The 22,493-nt window shown below is 36.2% G+C and carries 21 protein-coding genes; 9 read left to right on the top strand and 12 right to left on the bottom strand.

The genetic code is table 11. The features are described from left to right. Positions 1 to 16: 16 nt before the first annotated feature. Genes murD through mraZ form a run of 7 tightly spaced genes read right to left on the bottom strand, consistent with a single transcriptional unit; the run spans position 17 to position 7,739 of the window. Entirely contained in the window at positions 17 to 1,348 is a 1,332-nt protein-coding gene (gene murD / locus J4050_RS03280; protein WP_208152526.1) for a UDP-N-acetylmuramoyl-L-alanine--D-glutamate ligase, read from the bottom strand. After that, positions 1,348 to 2,589, bottom strand: a complete 1,242-nt coding sequence (gene mraY / locus J4050_RS03275; protein ID WP_208152525.1) for a phospho-N-acetylmuramoyl-pentapeptide-transferase — start codon at positions 2,587 to 2,589, stop codon at positions 1,348 to 1,350. Before mraY ends, murD begins: the two co-directional genes overlap by 1 nt. Next, positions 2,590 to 4,053, bottom strand: a complete 1,464-nt coding sequence (locus J4050_RS03270) for a UDP-N-acetylmuramoyl-L-alanyl-D-glutamate--2,6-diaminopimelate ligase (protein WP_208152524.1) — start codon at positions 4,051 to 4,053, stop codon at positions 2,590 to 2,592. It abuts the gene before it with no gap. Then, on the bottom strand, positions 4,050 to 6,011 hold the full coding sequence (locus J4050_RS03265) for a PASTA domain-containing penicillin-binding protein (RefSeq protein WP_208152749.1): 1,962 nt from the start codon (positions 6,009 to 6,011) through the stop codon (positions 4,050 to 4,052). The genes J4050_RS03270 and J4050_RS03265 overlap by 4 nt, the downstream gene beginning before the upstream one ends. 57 nt (positions 6,012 to 6,068) lie before the next feature. Beyond that, positions 6,069 to 6,389 carry an FtsL-like putative cell division protein gene (locus tag J4050_RS03260; protein ID WP_208152523.1) on the bottom strand — a complete coding sequence of 107 codons (321 nt, stop codon included), beginning with the start codon at positions 6,387 to 6,389 and terminating at the stop codon, positions 6,069 to 6,071. After that, the gene (gene rsmH, locus J4050_RS03255) at positions 6,386 to 7,282 is read right to left on the bottom strand and encodes a 16S rRNA (cytosine(1402)-N(4))-methyltransferase RsmH (protein ID WP_208152522.1); all 897 of its coding nucleotides are present in this window, start codon (positions 7,280 to 7,282) and stop codon (positions 6,386 to 6,388) included. The genes J4050_RS03260 and rsmH overlap by 4 nt, the downstream gene beginning before the upstream one ends. After that, positions 7,269 to 7,739 (bottom strand): division/cell wall cluster transcriptional repressor MraZ, encoded by a 471-nt coding sequence (gene mraZ / locus J4050_RS03250; RefSeq protein WP_208152521.1) that lies wholly within the window; start codon positions 7,737 to 7,739, stop codon positions 7,269 to 7,271. Before mraZ ends, rsmH begins: the two co-directional genes overlap by 14 nt. A 285-nt stretch (positions 7,740 to 8,024) precedes the next feature. Here mraZ and J4050_RS03245 point away from each other — a divergent pair, with 285 nt between their 5' ends. The 4 genes from J4050_RS03245 to J4050_RS03230 are packed head-to-tail and all read left to right on the top strand — an operon-like array spanning position 8,025 to position 10,156. After that, a complete protein-coding gene (locus tag J4050_RS03245) occupies positions 8,025 to 8,789 on the top strand; it encodes an alpha/beta fold hydrolase (protein WP_208152520.1) in 765 nt (254 codons plus the stop codon). Positions 8,790 to 8,831: 42 nt separating this feature from the next. Then, on the top strand, positions 8,832 to 9,449 hold the full coding sequence (yihA, locus tag J4050_RS03240; RefSeq protein WP_208152519.1) for a ribosome biogenesis GTP-binding protein YihA/YsxC: 618 nt from the start codon (positions 8,832 to 8,834) through the stop codon (positions 9,447 to 9,449). 9 nt (positions 9,450 to 9,458) lie between these two features. Continuing rightward, a complete protein-coding gene (locus tag J4050_RS03235) occupies positions 9,459 to 9,884 on the top strand; it encodes a hypothetical protein (protein ID WP_208152518.1) in 426 nt (141 codons plus the stop codon). Between the two features lie 20 nt (positions 9,885 to 9,904). Further along, the gene (locus J4050_RS03230) at positions 9,905 to 10,156 is read left to right on the top strand and encodes a hypothetical protein (protein WP_208152517.1); all 252 of its coding nucleotides are present in this window, start codon (positions 9,905 to 9,907) and stop codon (positions 10,154 to 10,156) included. On the opposite strand, the gene J4050_RS03225 is transcribed toward J4050_RS03230, so the two are convergent. Together J4050_RS03225 and J4050_RS03220 are read right to left on the bottom strand one after the other, a co-directional pair. Beyond that, positions 10,153 to 11,247: an ABC transporter permease gene (locus J4050_RS03225; RefSeq protein WP_208152516.1), complete on the bottom strand. Its 1,095-nt coding sequence runs from the start codon at positions 11,245 to 11,247 to the stop codon at positions 10,153 to 10,155. The two genes, J4050_RS03230 and J4050_RS03225, sit on opposite strands and share 4 nt — an antisense overlap. Positions 11,248 to 11,256: 9 nt before the next feature. Further along, the gene (locus J4050_RS03220) at positions 11,257 to 13,434 is read right to left on the bottom strand and encodes a carboxy terminal-processing peptidase (protein ID WP_208152515.1); all 2,178 of its coding nucleotides are present in this window, start codon (positions 13,432 to 13,434) and stop codon (positions 11,257 to 11,259) included. 196 nt (positions 13,435 to 13,630) lie between these two features. On the opposite strand from J4050_RS03220, the gene surE reads away from it, so the two are divergent. The 5 genes from surE to J4050_RS03195 are packed head-to-tail and all read left to right on the top strand — an operon-like array spanning position 13,631 to position 18,441. Then, on the top strand, positions 13,631 to 14,404 hold the full coding sequence (gene surE, locus J4050_RS03215) for a 5'/3'-nucleotidase SurE (protein ID WP_208152514.1): 774 nt from the start codon (positions 13,631 to 13,633) through the stop codon (positions 14,402 to 14,404). Further along, entirely contained in the window at positions 14,397 to 14,684 is a 288-nt protein-coding gene (locus J4050_RS03210; RefSeq protein ID WP_208152513.1) for a hypothetical protein, read from the top strand. The genes surE and J4050_RS03210 overlap by 8 nt, the downstream gene beginning before the upstream one ends. A 1-nt stretch (position 14,685) precedes the next feature. Then, entirely contained in the window at positions 14,686 to 15,798 is a 1,113-nt protein-coding gene (gene lpxB, locus J4050_RS03205) for a lipid-A-disaccharide synthase (protein ID WP_208152512.1), read from the top strand. 40 nt (positions 15,799 to 15,838) lie between these two features. After that, on the top strand, positions 15,839 to 16,348 hold the full coding sequence (locus tag J4050_RS03200; RefSeq protein WP_208152511.1) for a C40 family peptidase: 510 nt from the start codon (positions 15,839 to 15,841) through the stop codon (positions 16,346 to 16,348). Between the two features lie 50 nt (positions 16,349 to 16,398). Beyond that, positions 16,399 to 18,441: a ComEC/Rec2 family competence protein gene (locus J4050_RS03195; RefSeq protein WP_208152510.1), complete on the top strand. Its 2,043-nt coding sequence runs from the start codon at positions 16,399 to 16,401 to the stop codon at positions 18,439 to 18,441. Here the strand turns inward: J4050_RS03195 and J4050_RS03190 are convergent. The 3 genes from J4050_RS03190 to J4050_RS03180 form a co-directional block, all read right to left on the bottom strand. After that, on the bottom strand, positions 18,431 to 18,982 hold the full coding sequence (locus J4050_RS03190; RefSeq protein ID WP_208152509.1) for a thioredoxin family protein: 552 nt from the start codon (positions 18,980 to 18,982) through the stop codon (positions 18,431 to 18,433). The two genes, J4050_RS03195 and J4050_RS03190, sit on opposite strands and share 11 nt — an antisense overlap. Positions 18,983 to 19,066: 84 nt before the next feature. After that, entirely contained in the window at positions 19,067 to 20,824 is a 1,758-nt protein-coding gene (locus J4050_RS03185) for a peptide MFS transporter (protein WP_208152508.1), read from the bottom strand. Between the two features lie 72 nt (positions 20,825 to 20,896). Beyond that, positions 20,897 to 22,465 carry a peptide MFS transporter gene (locus J4050_RS03180; RefSeq protein ID WP_208152507.1) on the bottom strand — a complete coding sequence of 523 codons (1,569 nt, stop codon included), beginning with the start codon at positions 22,463 to 22,465 and terminating at the stop codon, positions 20,897 to 20,899. Between the last annotated feature and the right edge of the window lie 28 nt (positions 22,466 to 22,493).

The raw sequence follows: 22,493 nt of genomic DNA, 5'->3' as shown, positions 1-22,493 counted from the left end.
TATTACTTTAACCTTATTATAAATTCCTTACAGCATTTTTAAATTGCCGCCCTCTATCTTCGTAATTCTCAAATAAATCAAAACTTGCACATGCAGGAGAAAGCAGCACGTTATCTCCAGCATCGGCCACTTTGTATGCTATCTTAACAGCCTCACTCATGTACTGTGTCTCTACAATAATATCTACCATATTGCCAAAAGCTTCAAATAATTTAGAATTATCTGTCCCAAGGCAGATTATAGCTTTTACTTTTTCATTTATAAAAGGAAACAGCTCTTTATAATCATTACCCTTATCTACGCCTCCAACAATCCAAACGGTTGGGGCGTCCATGCTTTCTAAAGCGAAATAAGTAGCATTAACGTTTGTGGCCTTGGAGTCATTGATGTATTGTACTTTATTAATTTTAAGCACATACTCCAATCGATGTTCTACACCCTGAAAATTCTCAAGACTTTCTCGGATGGTCTGTTTCCTGATTTTTAACAAATGGGCAACTGTAGAAGCTGCCATTGCATTTTTAATGTTGTGTTTACCCTCTAATGCTAAGTTCTCTGTAGGCATAATTATTTGGCTATTATCTATTGTTATTACTATGTTTTTATTTTTAAAATATGCGCCTTGCTCAATGGTTTTGGTCAACGAGAAAGGCAATAATCTAGATTGGATAGGATTATTTTTTATCCAATCTGAAATAACTTCATCATCGGCATCATAAATAAACACGTCATCTGAAGTTTGATTCTCTACTATTCTGAATTTTGAAGCGATATAATTTTCAAATTGATAGTTGTATCTATCGAGATGATCTGGAGTTATATTGGTCAATATTGCGATATGCGGTTTAAAACGCTCAATATCATCTAGCTGAAAACTACTGACCTCAAGCACATAATGGGTATGACTAAAATTCAGCACTTGCTTGGCGAAACTATCTCCAATATTACCAGCCAAACCAGCACTAAGTTCTGTTTTCAACAGATGATGTGTTAAACTAGCCGTTGTTGTTTTTCCATTGCTTCCTGTGATGGCAATCAGCATTGCATCGGTGTATCGCGATGCTAGTTCGATTTCGGAAATAATTGAAATACCTGCAGCTCTTATTTGTTTCACCAAAGGCACTGTTTCTGGTATGCCTGGGCTTTTCATCACCACATCTGCATTTAAAATTTTAGATGCCGTATGCTTCTCCTCTTCAAATTCAATCTCATAATTTAAAAGAACGTCCTTATACGCTTTTGCAATTGTATTTTTGTCTGACACAAATACTTGGAAACCTTTTTCTTTTCCTAAGCGTGCCGCACCAACACCACTTTCTCCGCCGCCCAATACAACTAGCCTTTTCATTATCTTATCTTCAGCGTCACTATTGAAATAATGGCTAGCAAAATGCCAATAATCCAAAACCTCGTAACTATTTTACTTTCGTGATATCCTGATTTTTGATAATGATGATGTAAGGGTGACATTTTAAAAATGCGTCTTCCCTCACCATATTTTTTCCGTGTGTATTTAAAATAACTGACCTGCATAACAACAGATAGATTTTCTGCTAAGAAGATGCCGCACAATACAGGAATTAGCCATTCTTTTCTAACAGCTATGGCAATTACTGCGATAATTCCGCCAATAGTTAAACTTCCCGTATCTCCCATAAAAACTTGAGCCGGATAGGCATTGTACCAAAGAAAACCTATAAGAGCGCCTACAAAGGCAGTAATGTAAATGGTTATCTCCTCTACCCTTGGGATATACATAATATTGAGGTATTCTGAGAAAATGATATTACCAGAAACCCAAGCGAAAATACCAAGGGTTAAGACTATAATAGCTGAAGAACCGGCGGCCAAACCGTCGATGCCATCTGTAAGGTTGGCACCATTAGAAACTGCAGTTATAATAAAAATGCTGACTAATATGAAAACCAGCCAAGCGTATGGCTTAAGTTTTGGATTTATCCAAGTAATTAGAACAGCGTAGTCGAACTCGTTCTTTTTAACAAAAGGAATTGTTGTTTTTGTTGATTTTTCTTCGGGCTGAAATAATTTGGCAGCCGGTAAATCTGGGTTCTCAGCTAAAAGCGCTCGTTGTTCTTGAACTGGTAATTTTTCCTTTATCGTTACGTCGTCACTAAAAAAGAGCGTTGCCCCAACTATAATTCCTAAACCAATCTGACCTAAAACTTTAAACCGTCCTTTAAGTCCTTCCTTATCGTTTTTAAATTTTTTGATATAATCATCTATAAAACCAATGGTACCCATCCAAACGGTTGTAACTAGAAGTAAAATGATATATGTGTTTTCTAACTTAGCTAGGAGCAATACGGGAATTAGGGTTGCTAGAATGATAATAATACCTCCCATAGTTGGTGTACCTGCTTTCTCAACTTGACCTTCTAAACCTAAATCCCTAATGGTCTCGCCAACCTGCTTTCTCTGCAGAAATCTTATGATGCGCTTACCGAATATTGTAGAAATCAATAAAGACAAAATAATAGCTACAGCTGCCCTAAAGGTGAGGTAACCAAAAAGAGAAGCTCCAGGAAACTGATATTGTTGTTCTAAATATTCAAATAAGTAGTACAGCATCTATTTTTGTAATTGTTTTAAACATTCTAAGACCGTTTTATAGTCATCAAAATCCAAACGCTCCCCATTAATCTCTTGATAAGTCTCGTGCCCTTTTCCTGCAATTAGAATAATATCCTTGGCTTGTGCCATTTGACAAGCTGTTTTTATAGCTTGTTTCCGATCTGTAATTGACAAGGTCTTTTTGAAATTAAGTGGCTCTACGCCAACTTCCATATCCTTAATGATATCATCTGGATCTTCACTTCGAGGATTATCACTTGTAAAAATGACCTTGGTGCTCAAGGCTGAAGCAATGTGCGCCATTTTTGGCCGCTTCGCCTTATCCCGGTCACCACCACAACCAACTACGGTTATGAGTTCTTCATTTTTAGTCCTTATACTATTTATGGTTTCTAGCACATTTTTCAAGGCATCTGGCGTATGAGCATAATCCACAATGGCAGTTATTCTGTCTTCTGATATGAAATATTGAAAGCGTCCACTAACACTTTCGAGCTCGCTGATGAGCCTTAAAATTTCTTCATTTTTTAACCCCAATAACGCTGCAGTAGCATATATGGCAAGGATATTATAGGCGTTAAAGTTTCCGACAAGCTTCGTCCAAAGTTCTTGGTCATTTAACTTTAACAGTAGACCACCAAAATCATTCTCTAAAATCTGCGCTCTATAGTCGGCATAATTCTTTAAAGCATATGTGAATTTTTTGGCCACTGTATTTTGCAACATCACCAAGCCATTCTTGTCATCAATATTTGATAGTACAAATGCATCTTTTGTGAGGCCATCGAAAAAGGATTTCTTAACATCTCTATATTCTGCAAAAGAGCTGTGGTAATCTAGATGGTCATGTGATAAATTGGTAAAAATACCACCAGCAAAAGACAGACCGTCAGTGCGACTTTGATGAATTCCATGAGAACTCACCTCCATAAAACAAAATTCCACGCCCTTGTCATTCATCTTTTGGAGATATCTATTTATGGTCAACGAGTCTGGTGTTGTATGAGTTGCCTTATATTCGGAATCATCTACCATGATTTTTACGGTAGACAACAACCCAACCTTAAATCCTGCTTTTTTAAATAGCTGATACAATAAACTGGTGACGGTTGTCTTACCATTTGTTCCGGTAACTCCAACAAGCTTTAAATTTTTTGAAGGATGCTCATAATAATTTGAGGCCATGTAAGCCAAGGCCATATTTGCACTTGAAACTTCGACATAGGTTATACCATCTTTTAGAATTTGTGGAAGCGTTTCACAAATAATTACAATAGCACCACTAGAAATTGCAGATTCAATGAATTGATGACCATCCATGGTCACTCCTGATATGGCTACAAAAACATCATTTATGGCTACTTTTCTAGAATCGAATTCAATCTTATTAATCAACGTATTAGTGCTACCAGCAACTGCATTGATATTAACCTTGTACAATATGTCTTTTAACACCTTCATGACGCCTCTAATTCTATAGTTTGATTTGGTTGAAGTTTTTGATGTATTTGAACAGATTGTCTTTTCACAACTCCACTTCCGTTAAGTTTAACCTTAACATTTACCTGAAGGTTTTCTAAAAGGGCTACGGCATCCATTGCCGGCATACCAGTTACATCTGGCATGAGCTGCTTGTAGTTTTGCGCTTTGTCAAAGTAGTCTTCAAAATCGTTCTCTACGATTTGATTTTGAAACTGAATGGACTCTACCGAATCTATTATAGGTGTATCTATGTATATTTTTTGAGCGATTCTTTTAAAAACAGGACCTGAAACATCTGCACCATAATAACCCACTTTTGTACTAGGCTTATGTATAACCACGATGCAAGAATACTTCGGATTATCAGCAGGAAAATAACCTGCAAATGAAGAGATATATTTCTTGTCTTTCTTCCATTCTTCAAAATTGGCATAATCGGTTCTGGCTGTTCCTGTTTTCCCAGCCATAGAAAATGTCTCGGAATACATCCTTTTTCCAGTACCTCTAATTACAATATTCTTAAGTATCTCTCTTATTTTAGATAAGGTTTCATCAGAGCATATTTGATCTACTAATACTTCTTTATCAAAGACTTCAATATCCTTATCAAAGGATTTAACTGCTTTAATAAAACGTGGCTTAACCAGCTCGCCGTTATTAGCAATAGCATTATAAAAGGCCAAGGTCTGAAGTGGCGTCATACTTAAGTTGTAGCCATATGCCATGGAAGGCAATGCATTTCTACTCCAAATTTTATCTCCTGGTTTAGGAATTATAGGTTTACCCTCACCTATTATAGAAATCCCAAGTGGTTTGTCTAATCGCCAATCGCTTAGCCTATCTAGAAATTTTGCAGGTTTATCGGAATAGTTATCATCAACAATAGTTGCTAGACCAATATTTGAAGACACTTCTAAAGTACGTGCTGCAGAAATCTTCCCGTAGCCACCACGATGAGAATCGCTTATGGTTCTGCCGTAGAAATATTTAATACCGTTTTTGGTGTCAATAATGGTAGATGTATCAATGACCTTATCCTCTAAAGCAGCCATCATAGCAATGACTTTAAAGGTGGAACCTGGCTCATGACTTTCTCCAACAGCATAATTAAGGCGCTCATAATAAGTACCTTTAGACGTTCTTGCTAGGTTGGAAATGGCTCTAATTTCGCCAGTTTTAACGTCCATTACGACAACGCATCCATGTTCGGCCTCATACTTTTCGAGCTGACCCAACAGAGAATGGTGTGCTATATCTTGAATATTTACATCTATTGTGGTGTAAACATCATAGCCATCTTGTGGCTCAACTTGATCAAAATCTGCAATGGGCTTCCACTGACCGTTTCCTATTTTCTGCTTTAGCCGCTTCCCATTTTTTCCACTTAAATATTCCTGTCCGAATGCGCCATCAATACCAACTCTGGTAGCATAATTATTTTCATCAATGCGCTCATAACCAATGGACCGTGCAGCAATTTCACCCATAGGATGTTCGCGACGAGTGGTTTGCTCAACAATAAGACCTCCTTTTATAGCACCTAGATTAAGTAATGGAAAATTGCGAAGTCTTATATAATCTGAATAACTGATGTTACGCGCTAAAAGAAAGTACCTGTTTTTATTCTTCCTTGCCTTTCTAATACTATTTTTATAATAAGACGACGACTTTCCGCGATATATGGCCAGAGAATCTGCTAAGGCACCTATGTATTTATTAAAAACAGCCTCTTTGGGTTGAACGGCATCTATACGGATATCGTATTTTGGTATTGAGGTTGCGAGCAAACTACCATCAACCGAATATACATTACCACGATTTGCAGGAATCTCGAAATCCTTAACAGTTCTCTTTTCAGCTAAGGCTCTATAGGTTTCTCCTTGAATAAATTGAATGCTACACAACTTAAAAACAACGGCAAGGGCAAAGACAAACATGCAGCCTGCTACAAAGTACAACCTGTTTAATATGTTGGTTTCTGTTGTTGCCAATTCTTATTGTTTTTGCGATTTAACCCTAATTTTAGTAGGAGGTATTTCCGAAATCTGAATATTCTTGTCCGCTACTTTATTTATGATGGTAGATTCCATTTTTAATCGCATGAGTTTTGATCTTCCATCGACAAATGAAGATCTCAACTCTTTAACTTCATTGGTAAGACGTGCTATATCATGCACTTTTTTATCTGCACTATGAGAACTGGCTATCATTATTATAGCTAATGCCGAAATGAAAATTATTATGCGCCAATTCTTAAATGAATCGTCGCTTATTAAAAACTTCCCACGTAATATGCTGTAGATGCTTTTTTTCATAATTTTTCAGCTATTCTTAGCTTTGCACTTCTAGACCTATTATTTATTTTTATTTCTTCTGCTGTTGGCACTATAAGCTTACCTACACGCTTAAAAGGCACCTCAAAATTTCCATATACATCACGTTCTGGTTCACCTTCAAATAATCCATTTCTAATAAATCGTTTCACTAACCTGTCTTCGAGCGAGTGATACGATATTACACTTAAGCGCCCTCCTTTTTTTAGAATGTCCTTAGTCTGCAATAGAAACTCTTTCAACACTTCAATCTCTTGATTAACTTCAATCCTTATGGCCTGAAAAATCTGAGCAAGCACCTTATGCTCACGCTTATGCTGTAAAAAGGATTTTAAAATTTCCTTTAATTGCTGACTCGTTTTTATCTCACCTGTTTTACGCGCTGTGACAATTGTTCTTGCCATTGCAGGAGCCTGTCGCAGTTCGCCATATTGAAACAAAACCGTCTTAAGCTGTTCCTCCTCATAAGCATTAACCACCTCAAAGGCCGAAAGCTTATTGTCTTGATTCATTCTCATATCAAGATTTGCATCAAACCTTGTAGAAAAACCGCGCTCAGCGACGTCAAACTGATGAGAAGACACACCAAAATCCGCCAAAATCCCATCAACCTCTTTCACACCATAAAACCTTAAGAACCTTTTTATATATCTGAAATTCTCATTAATGAGAACAAATCTATCATCGTCAATAGCGTTTGCCAGTGCATCTTTATCTTGGTCAAAAGCAAACAATTTACCATCATCGCCTAAGTGCGCTAACATCGCTCTACTGTGACCACCACCACCAAAAGTGACATCTACATAAACACCATTGGGTCTTATATTTAAACCTTCAACGGTCTCTTTAAGCAGTACTGCATTATGATATGCCATTGCCTTCTTCGTCTTGTCCCATAACCTCTTCCGCCAAATCAGCAAAATCTGAAGCTGCATCATCTATGGCTTTTTCATAACTGTCTTTATCCCAAATCTCTAAGATGTTAACGGCAGAAGCCAAAACAACATTTTTACTTATACCAGAAAAAGCAATTAAGTCCTTTGGAATGAGCAGTCTTCCTGCGCTATCTACCTCAACTACTTTTACACCTGCAGTAAACCGCCTTATGAAATCATTGTTCTTTTTCTTAAACCTATTGAGTTTATTCACCTTAACCATAAGGCTATTCCACTCAGCCATAGGATACAATTCTAAACAAGGTTGAAACACAGCGCGCTTGAGCACAAAGCCCTCATTTAAGCCAGAAGACATTTGCTTCTTTAATGCTGCAGGAATCATTAAACGCCCTTTAGCATCTGCTTTACACTCGTATGTTCCTATAAATGAATTCAAACTTTTTAATTTCCCACTCTAGCGTATAAGATTCAAATATATTGAAAATTATACCACATTTTACCACAATTTACCACATTTGTTGATAAGTTTTGAATTTTTATCGGACTACATGCTTGAAGTTTGGTGTTACACTTTATTCAAATACGATTTAAAAAGTGTTATTTATCTTTCGAATACCAAAGAATATTGTGTTTTGAAATAATTTTGAAAACACTTTGTTTTTGCGGTATTAAAAAGGTTTTAGTTATATTTGTTTCAACGCAAATACGCTAAAAGATTTTAATGGCACACCTTTTAAAAAAAGAAAAGGAATATCGATATATTGAAGTAGGGGAAGGCACACCAATCATAGTGTTACATGGGCTAATGGGTGGTTTGAGTAATTTTGATTCTGTTACTGATTTTTTTGGAACGAACGGCTATAAAGTAATCATTCCTGAGTTACCGATTTATACTATGTCGCTCCTTAAAACTAATGTTAAGAGTTTTGCCACTTACTTAAAAGAATTTATAGAATTTAAGGGCTTTGATGAAGTTATTCTTCTCGGAAATTCTTTAGGAGGACATATTGGATTATACCACACAAAACTTTTTCCCGAGAAAGTAAAGGCACTAATTATAACCGGTAGCTCTGGCCTTTATGAGAGTGCGATGGGAAGTGGATACACTAAACGCAGTGACTACGAGGTTATTAAAAAGAAAGCTCAAGACGTATTTTACGACCCTAAAGTAGCAACTAAAGAGATTGTAGACGAAGTATACGAAACGGTCAACGACAGAAACAAACTGGTTAAAACTCTCGCCATAGCAAAAAGTGCTATTAGGCATAATATGGCTAAGGATTTACCAAAAATGCATACACCTACTTGTATTATTTGGGGTAAAAATGACACCGTTACGCCACCTGAAGTAGCAAAGGAATTCCATAGTCTATTGCCAGATTCGGATTTGTTTTGGATTGATAAGTGTGGTCATGCCGCTATGATGGAGCACCCAGATGAATTTAATACCATCTTGAATTCATGGTTGGAAAGCCGTAAATTCTAAACTTCATATGATTTAAAAAATTAGTTCTATTCTGAAGCCTTTATGGATATTAAATCGGCAGAATTTGTAATAAGTAACTCTGATGTGGCCAAATGTCCGCAACGGCCTATACCGGAGTATGCCTTTATTGGACGCAGTAACGTAGGTAAGTCCTCATTGATAAATATGCTTACCAATCGTAAAAGTTTGGCCAAAACCTCAGGACGACCTGGTAAAACCCAACTTATTAACCACTTTGTCATCAATAATAATTGGTATTTAGTGGATTTACCAGGCTATGGCTACGCGAAGGTCTCTAAATCCTCCAAGAAGAAATTTCAAAAGTTTATTACCAATTATTTTGAGCAACGTAAGCAATTGGCCATGGCCTATGTTTTAGTGGATGTAAGGCACGAACCTCAGCCCATTGATTTAGAATTTATGACCTATCTCGGTATAAATGAAATCCCATTTGGAATTATTTTTACAAAAGCTGATAAACTAAAACCTAAGGCTATAGAACGGCAAGTAGCGCATTATTGCGAGGTACTTCTTAAAACCTGGGAAGAACTCCCTCCATATTTTATAACTTCATCTAGTAAAAAAATAGGGCAAGACGAGGTCCTAAATTTTATAGATGCTACCAACGAAGAAATAAATGGTTTAAAGAATAACTTATAGGATTATATTATGCCTTTTAAATCGGCGCTTCTTTTTATTTGTTTATTTTTTTATTCTCTGTATAGCGAATCTCAAACAAGGGTATGGATAGATGAAATCGGTGATACAGTTGAACAATATGAATTCCTTAATCGTTGGCGAGACAAATACTACTCATTGAGCCGATGGGATTCAATAGGTAAAGACAATATTAGATACTGCACATTACAGAGCAAACTCTATTTAAAAGGTTACTTTGATTATAATTTAGTAAAATCAGAGTTAGAGAAAATTATCCCATTCACTATTGACTCCAATAGTGTAATTATTATTAAGTATTACTTTAAAGATGACTTATGCTCACCAAAATTTGATAATCATTGGTCTTCAGGAGAAATAAATAGGAGAAAGTCATTTAACAGAAGAAACAAGTCAACTCAAAAGGGGCTACAGTAATAACTCTATTCGAACTGGGGATGACCTTAAATAATAGGCCAAAAAGCAAGAGAGAATACTACTTTTTGGATAAGAATAACTTTTTCAGAAATAACATATTTAAATACCCTACTTTGTGTGGGTCTTATGCCGCCGTAAAACCCAATGGCCAAACTTTAGTTAGAAATGGAGAATACCGTTTGGATGATTTTTCACGTTATCTGGAAAAGGAGAAATGGTCCGTTTACTTCCCTTCATTGCAACAAGTGGAAGATTCAAATTCTAATGATTAAACCTTGACATCCAAAGCATCCCTAAACGCATTACCGACCAGCATAAAAGCCATCACCAAAAGCATGATGCAAAGTCCTGGAATTAACGCCAAATAGGGTTTGCCCAAAATAATATAATTATAATGGTCTTTTATCATGGCGCCCCAACTAGCCATTGGTGGTTGTGCACCAATTCCCAAGAAACTTAAACCACTTTCAATAAGAATAGCAGCCGCAAAATTAGCTGCAGAAATTACAATTAAAGGACCAAAAATATTAGGTAGAATATGTTTTGTAATGATCCGGTAGTCACTAAATCCCAATGCCCTTGCCGCCGTTACAAATTGCAACTCTTTTGCACTAATAATCTGACCTCTTACCACTCTCGCCACTTCTACCCACATGGTTAGGCCAACAGCTATAAACACTTGCCAAAACCCTTTTCCTAAAGCCAAGGTAATGGCTATAACCATTAAAAGGGTTGGAATAGACCATGTGACATTAATAATCCACATGATTACAGCATCTATACGCCCACCATAGTAGCCTGCCAAGCTTCCTAAGATTAGCCCTATAACCAATGAAATAATCACCGCTATAAACCCTATAAAAAACGATATTCTTGACCCTATGAGTATACGACTTAAATAATCTCTTCCATATTTGTCCGTACCAAATAAAAATGTTCTGGTTTCAATAAAATCGTTATACTTTCCTGCTGGAAATCGGCTCAACTCTATTTCCTTTTCTAAACCTTGTAGCGCATCACTAGTATATTCTATATAACTCAAATTACCATCTGCAACCTTGTAGGACTGAATGGGTATTTCAGTATCTGTATTGGTACTGCCAAAAAACAGTTTGTCCAAAGCACCTTGTTCAGTTATTATACCAGACGGTATTCTAAGCATATCCACCTTAAATCCAGGCGATTTAGAATGTATTGACAAATGCATTTGATTGGCATTTCTTGAAGCATCCGGAGCAAGAACGTATGCCATAACGGATATTAAACCAATCAGACCAATAATAGCTAAACTAAAAACGCCCCAAAAATTTCGTCTAAATTTTTGGAGCGCAAAGCTTGTTAATGAATTATTTTGGCTTGCCATTTCAAAGGTTTAATTCTTCACTGAAGTGGCTACTTTATTTTTTATGGAATAAGACATCTTTAAGTCGTTTAACACATTTAAAGCTTCTTCGATGTAAACGTCCCTCGATAAATTTTGATGCCAACGCGCACGTTTTTCGCTTAGAACACTGTCTTGCTCCATAAGTTGAACCTCATAAGGCAATGACGCAAATGTAAGGTCAGTTTGATACTCAGAAAGCTTTTCAAATCGCTTTATTTCTTCATCGTTCAGCTCCATCTCTTTGCGATATTCATCGTAATTCAACGAATAAGTTTCACGGTCTCTAATTGATTTTACCCATTTCGCATTAGCGTCTATTAACTTTAACTGTTCGTTATTGGCCATTCTAGCCTTACTCTTGGCAATTGTAGTTTCATAATCGAAATAATTGTCCCATTCTTCGTAAGATGCAGGGTCTATTTTATCCCATGGCAATGGATTATTTGTGTCTTTCTCACCAATATTAATATAACTATAACGGTCCGGTACAACAACATCACTTTTTACACCTTCTAACTGCACTGAACCACCGTCAATACGATAGTATTTTTGGGTAGTAAATCTCAAAGCTCCCAAGTCGCCATTAGAATTATTTCTCACCCAACGATTCAAATCGAAAATAATCTGCACAGTCCCTTTTCCGTATGTTTGTTCGCTACCAAGTATTATAGCACGTTTATAATCTTGCATGGCCGCAGCAAATATTTCTGAAGCAGAGGCGGACAATTCGTTAACTAAAACTACTAGAGGCCCATCCCAATAAATGCTTTCATCTGTATCAGACATCACTTCCTTAGGCTCACCCGTTGTTTTTACTTGAACTACAGGACCTTTTTCTATGAACAAACCGACCATTTCCACAACAGTCTGTAAAGATCCTCCTCCATTATTCCTTAAATCTAAAACAAGGCCTTCTACATTTTGCTCCTTCAATCTAATTAGCTCTTTTTTCATATCTGCTGCTGCTGTCCGTTTGGAGCGGTCATCAAAATCTATATAAAATTTCGGTAAGTTAATAACACCAAATGTTTTTCCATCGCGATCAACCGTTGATGATTTTACGAAGGTCTCTTCAAGCTCTACAACATCTCTTATTATAGAAATATTTTCAATTGTACCGTCAACTTTTTTTAATGTCAACGTTACCACAGTACCTTTTGGGCCTTTTATGAATTTAATGGCATCATCAAGGCGCAACCCTACAATATTTACCGCCTCATCTTCATCCTCTTGCTTTACTTTGATAATTTCATCTCCAACTTCAAGTTCATTGGCACGCCAGGCAGGACCTCCACTAATTAATTCTACAACAGAAATTGCATCACGTTTTTTTGACAAACGTGCTCCGATACCTTCAAAATTCCCAGAAATAGATTGGTCAAATCGCTCTTTATCTGCTGGCGGCAGATAGGATGTATGTGGGTCATATTCTTCAACCAAAGCATTGATATATACACTAAACCAATCATTGCGATTTCTATCGTCTATATAACCATGAAGCTCATCGAGTATTTCTTTAGTTTCCATACGAGCCTGCTCTTCGAGTTCTTTTAAACTTTTCTTTTCGCTTCCTTTAGTAGTTTCATTTTCTGGAGAAAACTCACTTTCTGGCATATTTGTTGAATCAATTTCATTATCGCGCTGCGCAATTAAATCGTCATAATTAGCTATGGAAGAGAATTTTAACTGCTTACGCCATCGCTCTTTCATTTCGCGCTTAGACTGCACATAATCCAAATTCTCGTAATCAGCGGAGAAAACCTCATCCTTATCGTAATTAAAAGATTTGTCTAAAATTGAAGCATATAATTTTTTAGATTCCTCGACTCTTTGAAGCAATCTTTCGTGGGTAAGATTGAAAAAAGTTAAATCATAAGCTTTAATTTGATCGTCGATATCATATTTATAGGCCTCAAACTCCTTGATGTCCGACGCATAGAAATAGCGCTTGTACGGATCTAGGCGGTTAATATATTCTACAAAAACATTTTGAGAAAAATCATCATCTAATTCTTGCGGACTAAAATGACCTTGATCTAACAAATATGTAATTAACTGGATTAATACCTTATCCTTATCCGAATTGTCGAATGTCTTGTTTGTAAAGCTGCATGATGCAAAAGCAATGAGCAATGCAAACAACAAAAATTTATACTTCCCTCTCATTAGTAATTTTTATAGCTTTTAAGAATATTAAACAATGTCTAACTACGTATCATGGATACAATTCTCAAATTTTCACTAAAATAGAAGAAAAAACCATGCCATAAAAAATAGCGGCACTAATTTTTTGTTAAAGAGATTGAATCCGTTGTTCATTTGCTTTTTAGTATTTTTACAACCTAATCTCATTGCCGAATTTATGTCCAAACGTCCTTTAATCTTAGTCACCAATGATGATGGAATTACCGCACCTGGTTTAAGAACTTTAATTTCTGTGATGCATACGATTGGAGATGTTGTAGTTGTAGCACCAGATAGCCCTCAAAGTGCAATGGGCCATGCCATTACAATAAATTCTACACTTCACATTGAAAAGGTAAATATTGACGGTAAACAACCAGAGTATGCTTGCTCTGGCACACCAGCGGATTGCGTTAAACTAGCCGTTAATGAAATTCTAGATAGACGGCCGGATATTTGTGTTTCTGGAATAAATCACGGATCCAATTCTTCTATAAATGTGATTTATTCTGGCACTATGAGTGCCGCTTTAGAAGCAGGGATTGAAGGTATTCCAGCAATAGGTTTTTCCTTATTAGATTACAATTGGAATGCTGATTTTGAACATTGTAAATTGTTTATAGAAACCATTACAAAAGAAGTCTTAAAACATGGTCTATCTGATGGTGTTGTTTTAAACGTAAACATTCCCAACAAGAAACAAGGCAAATTAAGAGGTATAAAGGTTTGCAGGCAGGCCCGAGCCAACTGGAAGGAAGAATTTGATAAACGCACCAATCCCATGGGACGTGATTATTACTGGCTTACTGGATCATTTGTAAATATGGATAATGGTGAAGACACAGACGAATGGGCCCTGGCCAACGGCTACGTTTCCGTGGTACCTGTACAGTTTGATCTAACAGCACATCATGCCATAAAAAGTATTAATACATGGAACTTAAATGACTAAAAAAGATATTCTCATAGGGTTTTTAGTAGGAGTTGTCGCTAGCCTTTTCGGTTTAATATTTGCGATTCAGATTTTTGGGCAATCCGATGATTGGGGCCTTGTTATTGAAGAGTCCATAAAGCAAGGATTTTTCACGAAATTAATGAGTATTGGAGCCCTTTTGAATTTAGGTGCATTCTTTGTTTTTATTAGAAAGCGGCAAGACAATCGTGCAAAAGGCGTTCTCATAGCCACACTTTTAGTTTTAGCGCTTACCTTGGTTATAAAATTTTTGAGATAAAATGAGGTATTATATCATTGCGGGTGAAGCGTCTGGTGATTTACATGGATCTAACCTTATGAAGGCTTTACTAAAGCAAGACTCCAATGCAGACATGCGATTTTGGGGAGGTGATTTAATGAAAGCTATTGGAGGAGAACTTGTAGTACACTATAAGGACCGCTCTTTTATGGGCTTTGCTGAAGTCTTAATGAACCTTAAAAAAATACTAGGACTCATCTCTTTTTGTAAAAAAGACATCGCAGCATTTAAACCTGATGTGGTTATTTTCATTGACAACTCTGGTTTTAATCTAAGAATTGCCAAATGGGCCAAGGCAGAGAACTTAAAAACACAGTATTACATATCACCACAAGTTTGGGCCTCCAGAGCAGGTAGAGTAAAAAAAATAAAACGAGATATTGATGAAATGTACGTCATCTTACCCTTTGAGAAAGCATTTTATGCTTCTCATGGCTATGAGGTTCATTTTGTAGGGCACCCTTTGATTGATGCAATTGCAGATAGACCATTGGTTAATGAAAACGCTTTTAGAAAAGAACATAATCTGGGCAGCAAACCAATTATAGCGTTATTGCCGGGAAGTCGAAAACAAGAAATCAATAAAATGCTAAATGTTATGCTTAAAATGGTGAATCATTTTAAGGACTATAAATTTGTAATAGCCGGTGCTCCAAGTCAAGATTATGGATTTTATCAATCCTTTATAAAAGGTAATAACGTTGCATTTATTTCTAATAAAACATATGACCTGCTTAGTATTTCGTTCGCTGCTCTTGTAACTTCTGGAACTGCTACTCTAGAGACAGCACTTTTTAAGGTGCCTCAGGTAGTCTGTTATAAAGCTAACTTTATTTCTTATCTCATTGCCAAACGAATTATTACATTGAAATACATTTCATTGGTAAATTTGATAATGGACAGGACCGTTGTTAAAGAATTAATTCAAAACGAATTAAATGAGGAACAACTCAAAATGGAACTTCACGCCATTTTACAATCAAGTAAACGTGAAACCTTATTTTTGGATTATTATGACCTGGAGCAAAAACTTGGAGGTAAAGGCGCTAGTGAAAATGCAGCTCAATTAATTTACAGCACTATTAATAATTAAAATTTAAACGATTTTCCTAATTCTAAAGACCTCAAACTTTATGAAGCGCTCACTTTCCTTATTGCTCCTTATTCTATTGGTTAGTAGCTGCAAATCAGGAAAGAGTTACACAGCAAAAAAACAACCAACAAGAACGATTGAAGTTAACAATCCCAAACCAGCATCAAACGAGGCAAAAGCGATTGTAAACTACGCAATGACGTTTGATGGAACACGCTATAAATATGGAGGCACAACAAAACGCGGTATGGACTGTTCTGGTCTGATATATACCAGTTTTAAAAAACATAACATTGCACTTCCAAGAACCACTTCAGATTTAAAATCTACAGGAGATTGGATAGACCTCAAAGAGGTTAATGTTGGCGACTTGGTATTTTTTGCCACCAAAAAAAATAGTAGGAAGGTTAACCATGTTGGTATTGTTACCAATGTAAGGACTGGCAATGTTGAGTTTATCCATGCCTCTAGCAGTAAAGGTGTTATGGTTTCTTCAATCGCTGAAAAGTATTGGTACTTTGCCTTTGTACAAGCGAGGCGTATACTGTAATCTTTTTCTTATAACATATTTTCTTTTTATTATATTAGTATCTCATTATCATGAGGTTACTGAATTTTAATATCATTCGATTACTACTTTTTTTAGTTCTAGGCGTTCTAATTGGGCGCTATATCTCATTTGATATTACCCTTGTTTTTTCCAGTTCTCTTAGCCTTGTAGTTATCGTTGGGGTTTCGTGGTTTTTGTTGCGAAAGAAAATTGTAAGACATCCTTTTTTCGCAGTACTTGTTTATCTCACCATGACCTGTATTGGATATACCTCCTACATCATTAATATAGATAGGAATAAACCCAATCACTATGCGCACATATTAGCTCCCAACCAGCCATCTGATTTTATTTTACAAATTACAAAACGACTTAAACCAGATTTATACAACGAAAAATATATCGCTTCAGTTTTATCCATTAATAAACAAAAGGTTATAGGTAACCTCTTAATAAATATGAGAAAGGATAGCACATCAAATAATCTAGATGTTGATACTGTCATATTTACATCAGCACAAGTTAGCCCTATTCAGGGCCCTTTAAATCCTTATCAATTTGATTACAGCAAATATTTAGAACTACAAAACATCTATCATCAACTCTATCTTGCTGATTCAGCTATAAAAACTTTAAGCACAGAAAAGACTAGCATTTATGGTTATGCCGATGCCCTAAGGAAAACCATAAACACTGAACTTAAAAAAGCTGGATTTAAACCAGATACAATGGGCATTATAAATGCTATGCTTTTAGGTCAGCGTCAAGATATAGACAAAACAATTTATAACAACTATATTAACGCTGGCACCATACATATCCTAGCGGTATCAGGTTTACATGTAGGTATAATCCTAATTATCTTAAATACACTTTTTAAACCTTTGCTTTTTATAAGGTATGGTTACGTGATTGAACCAATACTAATCGTTTTTTTACTTTGGTTATTTGCCATTGTTGCAGGTCTTTCACCGTCTGTAACACGGGCGGTAGCAATGTTTAGTATTATTAGTATTGCTATGCACTTAAAACGACCAACCAATATTTACAATACTTTAGCGATTTCGGCATTTTTAATTCTCCTTTTTAAACCAAGTTTCCTATTTCAGGTAGGTTTTCAAATGAGTTATTTGGCGGTACTCGGCATTGTGAGCATTCAGCCTATTTTCTATAAAATGTTGCGATCTAAGTATTGGATATTTAATAAAATGTGGCAGATATTCACCGTAACACTTGCTGCTCAAATTGGTGTACTTCCCATTAGCCTCTTTTATTTTCACCAATTCCCTGGATTATTTTTTGTCTCTAACCTCGTTGTTATTCCATTTTTAGGATTGGTACTAGGTCTTGGGCTACTGGTTATTGTGTTGTCTTTATTAAATGCATTACCAATCATCCTAGTTATGGGATACAGCACCATTATTGAAAGCCTTAATGCCTTTATAGGTTGGGTTGCAACCTTCGAGGCGCTTCTATTTAGAGATATTCCGTTTAATATCTTTCAAGTTGTTGGATGTTACATTATTGTAGTGGCTATTCTACAGTTTTATAAAACAAAATCTGCAAAGTGGGTAATGTTGTGTTTAGGGAGTATAATTGCACTTCAAGGCAATACACTTATAAGTAACATTAATTCTCAAAAAGAAGCACTAGTTATTTTTAATAAAAGTCGGCATACTGTGATTGGCCTACAAAATGGCAAGCATCTTAGTTTATTTCAAAATCTTGATTCTACCGAAACCCTAAACGACAATCTACTTAAAAACTACAAGGTCGGAGAAGGTATAACCGATATAGATCTGCAGCAAATAGAACCTGTTTATAAATTTAATAGTGAATTACTTTTAGTGATAGATAGTATTGGAGTTTATCAAAATATTTCCTTTAAGCCTCAATATATTTTATTACGGAATTCCCCGAAAATCAACCTAAATAGAGTTATTGATCATTTGCAGCCTAAAATCATTATTGCAGACGCTAGTAATTACACAAGTTATATAAACCGCTGGAGGTCAACCTGCAAAAACAGAGGTGCCAATTTTCATTATACAAAGGAAAAAGGCGCCTTCATTGTAAATGGCTCTACTCCTTAAAGGTAGCTTTAAATGACTTGTAGTATTCATTGAATTGTTCTTGAGAGGTCATTTCCTTGTACTTATCTGACTTAAAGAGTTTTAAATACAACTCTATTTGCTGAGGCTTTAAGTATCCAGAAATTGGAGCAATAAAGTTTGCTTCTTCATCAAAAAACACCATAGTTGGATACGCCGAAACCCTTAAATAACGTGTAAACTCATGTGCACTGTTGCGCCGGTTGGCCTTAGCAGGGTCGTAGTTAGGATTGGCAAAAGTATTTTCCTTGTAGGTGACATTAGAATTTCCCTCCCCATTAAACTTTACCGCGTAGTAATTCTTGTTTATATAATCCACTACATCTGGATTATGAAAGGTATTCTTATCGAGTAATTTACATGGACCACACCAATTGGTATACACATCCATAATAATTTTTCTAGGCTCATTCTTTTGAAGGGCAATTGCTTCTTCAATGGTCAACCAATTGATTTCTTGAGCAACGGCACCTTGCACCAAAGCAAAAACGACGAGTAGGTTTAAAAGTATTTTAGTATTCATAATCGATTTGTAGCAAACTATAGTCCGAACTTACAAAAAATGCTCCTAAGCTAGGAGCATTTCAGTTTATTTTAACGATTCTAACTATCGTACGCCATGCATTAAACGTTTTAATAATGGATGAAGCATTAGTGACACCAATCCAAGTCCTATAGGAATTATAGTAAATATTAAAAAGAATGTTGATAAGCTATAATCCTTCGTAATCTGCTCAATATCCCCACCTACATAGTGAGCTAATTTATTACCAATAGCAATAGCTAAATAGTACACGCCAAACATAAAAGCAATCATCCTAGCAGGTATAAGTTTACTGAGATAAGATAAACCCATTGGAGATAAACAGAGTTCACCGAGCGTGTGGAACAAATAGGCAAATACCAACCAAGCCATGCTTAAACTGGCAGTTTCTGCTCCAGATGGCACATTGCGCGCACCAAAGGCCAAGAATGCAAACCCTATACCAAGTAAAAAGAGACCTAAAAAGTATTTTACCGAGGCTGGAGGATTATATCTGCTATCCCACCATTTTGTAAATAAAGGTGCAAAAATAATTATGAATAAAGAATTTAATATAGCAAACCATGTCACTGGCACCTCGGTTTCGGTAGATTGAAATTCTACAGAAAGCTTATAGATAACAATTCCCCAAACAATCACAAAACTAAAGGCTAAAATCACATTAGAGAGTCCAATACGCTTATAGGTTTGTCTAAACAAGCTATAGAGTACGTAGGTAATAATTGCCAATGGTACAACGGTTACTATAAGGTCCACAATTTTGAATAAGGTAGCTGCATTGCCCTCTAAGAGTCTATTTGTAAAATCTCTGGTATAAAGTGGAAGTGACCCAGCTGCTTGCTCAAAAGCCGCCCAAAAAAAGACTGTGAACAAACAAAAAATAGCAAAGGCAATCATGCGATCGCGTTCTATTTTCGCATATCTAGGAATTCTAACAACTAGCAGAACGATAAAAGAAATAGCAGCAACCAAGGCGAAAAATAAAGAATCAGACAAACCTGCTATGCTATAATTTAAAGTCTGAATATCTCCAATTTTACTTAAAGGATCGTTTATAATAAATATTAAGGCAGAAATAACAAATACACCAACTAAAATGTAATCTATAGTCAAAAAAGGATTTCTCTTTTCCTCAGGATGAGCCTTTGCTTCTTCGTCTTTTTGATCCTGAGTTAAAGCGACAGGTTTATCTCCAATATTCCCAAATAGGGCTTGTGCAAAATAAAATTGCAGCATACCAAGGAACATAAATATCCCAGCCAGTCCAAAGCCATAGCTCCAACCAACTTTTTCTCCTACCCATCCGCACAACATAATTCCAAGAAATGCTCCGGCATTAACACCCATATAAAAGATGTTGTAAGCACCATCCTTTTTCTCGTCATGCCCTTCATACATCTTCGAAATAATTGAAGTCATATTAGGTTTAAAAAATCCATTACCAACAATTAAGAAAGCAATTCCAATGTATAAAAAGGTTGGTGTCTCAATAGCCATGGAAGCATGGCCTAAGGTCATGAGCAAAGCACCAATGACCACAGCGTTACGGTACCCAATTTTATTATCTGCTAACCAACCACCTAGGAGCGGTGTGAGATAAACAAAAAGCGCGTAAGTTCCCAGTAAGGACAGTGCTGCAGAAGTATCCCAAGCCCAGCCCGGATTATCACCGATTAATGCTCCTGTTAAGAAGATCACTAAGATGGCTCTCATTCCGTAATAGGAAAAGCGCTCCCACATTTCAGTAAAAAATAGCACGAATAATCCGGCAGGATGCCCCATTACCTTGGTTTGAAAAAAATTCTCAGATGAATTTGACATAGTTTTTGATGTTTAGTTAGTATGTAGAAAACCCTTACAATGATTAACTGTAAGGGCTTGGTAATTGCATATTTAGTTATTGATATCTGGGTCTGCTAATTCGTATTTCTCAGTCTCTAGCATCTCGTGCTCATCGTCTTCAGCACCATGTGTTAGTCTTTTCAGAGGTTTCAGAATAAGAATGACCAAGAGTCCAAATAACACACAAAAAATAGTTATCCCAGTAAAAATTGTTAATTCTCCGGCTTCTGAAGCTCCTTCCCCAATTATTCCAGCTACTTTATTTCCTAATCCTGTAGCGGCAAAATATACGCCCATCATTAAAGCACCGTATCTGACAGGAGCAAGTTTTGTTATGAATGACAAAGCCACTGGTGATGCACAAAGCTCTCCCAAGGTATGCAGAAGATAAGCGAAGGCTAACCAATATAATGCAGACTTCCCTAATTCTTCATATTGTAAAGAAGCACCAATCATAAATACAAAACCTAGACCCATGATAATGACACCTGTTGCCATTTTAAATATAGATGAGGATTCTTTTTTTCTATTCTTCATCCATGCCCAAAAAGAGGCAACTGGAATTCCGAAAATAATTATATAAAGTGGGTTAAATGATTGCATAATTGCTGCTGGTACTTCCCAACCACCAATAAATCTGTCGGTTTTTTGTTCAGTGTAAATATTCATTAAACCACCAGCCTGTTCAAAAGCACCCCAAAAGACAATTACAATTAAGAAGGACAACAGTAATACAATAAATCTATCCTTATCGATTAAATTATCTAAATCTTGATATACCGTAATCATAAAACCAACAACCAAGGACAAAAACACAAAGAAAATACTATAGTTTAATATTTCGGACTCCATAAATAACTGAGGAACTGCAACGGACACTATAACCAAAAGACAAAAAATTATCATAGTCTTCGTATTACTGAACATTCTTTTGAAAATAACAGCTATCGATACTGAGTCTTTATCGTTATTATCATGAGAAGGCGCATTACCAACATGCTTTACGTATTTCTGGCCTGATAAATATACTAATTGACCTAGTACCATTCCAATGGCTGCAAGACCAAAGCCTGTGTGCCAACCATACTCAGCTGCTACAAGGCCAACTATCAAACTTGCTGCAGCGGCACCTAAGTTTATTCCTATATAGAAAATAGAAAATCCCTTGTCTCTTCTTATGTCTCCTTGCTTATATAGACCACCAACCATAGTTGAAATATTTGGTTTTAACATGCCTACTCCAAGAATAATTAATAATAAACCTGTATAAAATGCCCATTCTTGTTCAACAGACAAAACACCGTGTCCAGCCACTAAAAGCCAACCACCTATCATAACAGATTTTTTTTGTCCTAATATTTTATCGGCAATTATACCTCCAGGAATGGAGGCTACGTAAACTAACATGGTATACCAGCCATATAAAGCCAAGGCTCTGCCATTGTCCCAGCCAAGTCCGGCATTATCATCTGTTGTTTTAGCCACCATATATAAAGTTAAAATAGCACGCATGCCGTAGTAGGAAAAACGTTCCCACATTTCTGTAAAAAACAAGACATACAGTCCTACTGGGTGCCCAAATAACTCTTTTTGGTGTGGTTGTTTGATTGCTGTTGACATATATAATTTATTAGTTAGTTTAGATAGT

It is taken from the genome of Winogradskyella pelagia (assembly GCF_017581965.1).
Lineage (GTDB): Bacteria > Bacteroidota > Bacteroidia > Flavobacteriales > Flavobacteriaceae > Winogradskyella > Winogradskyella pelagia.
Note: the sequence above shows the minus strand (reverse complement) of the source record. Positions and strands in the feature narration are given on the sequence as shown.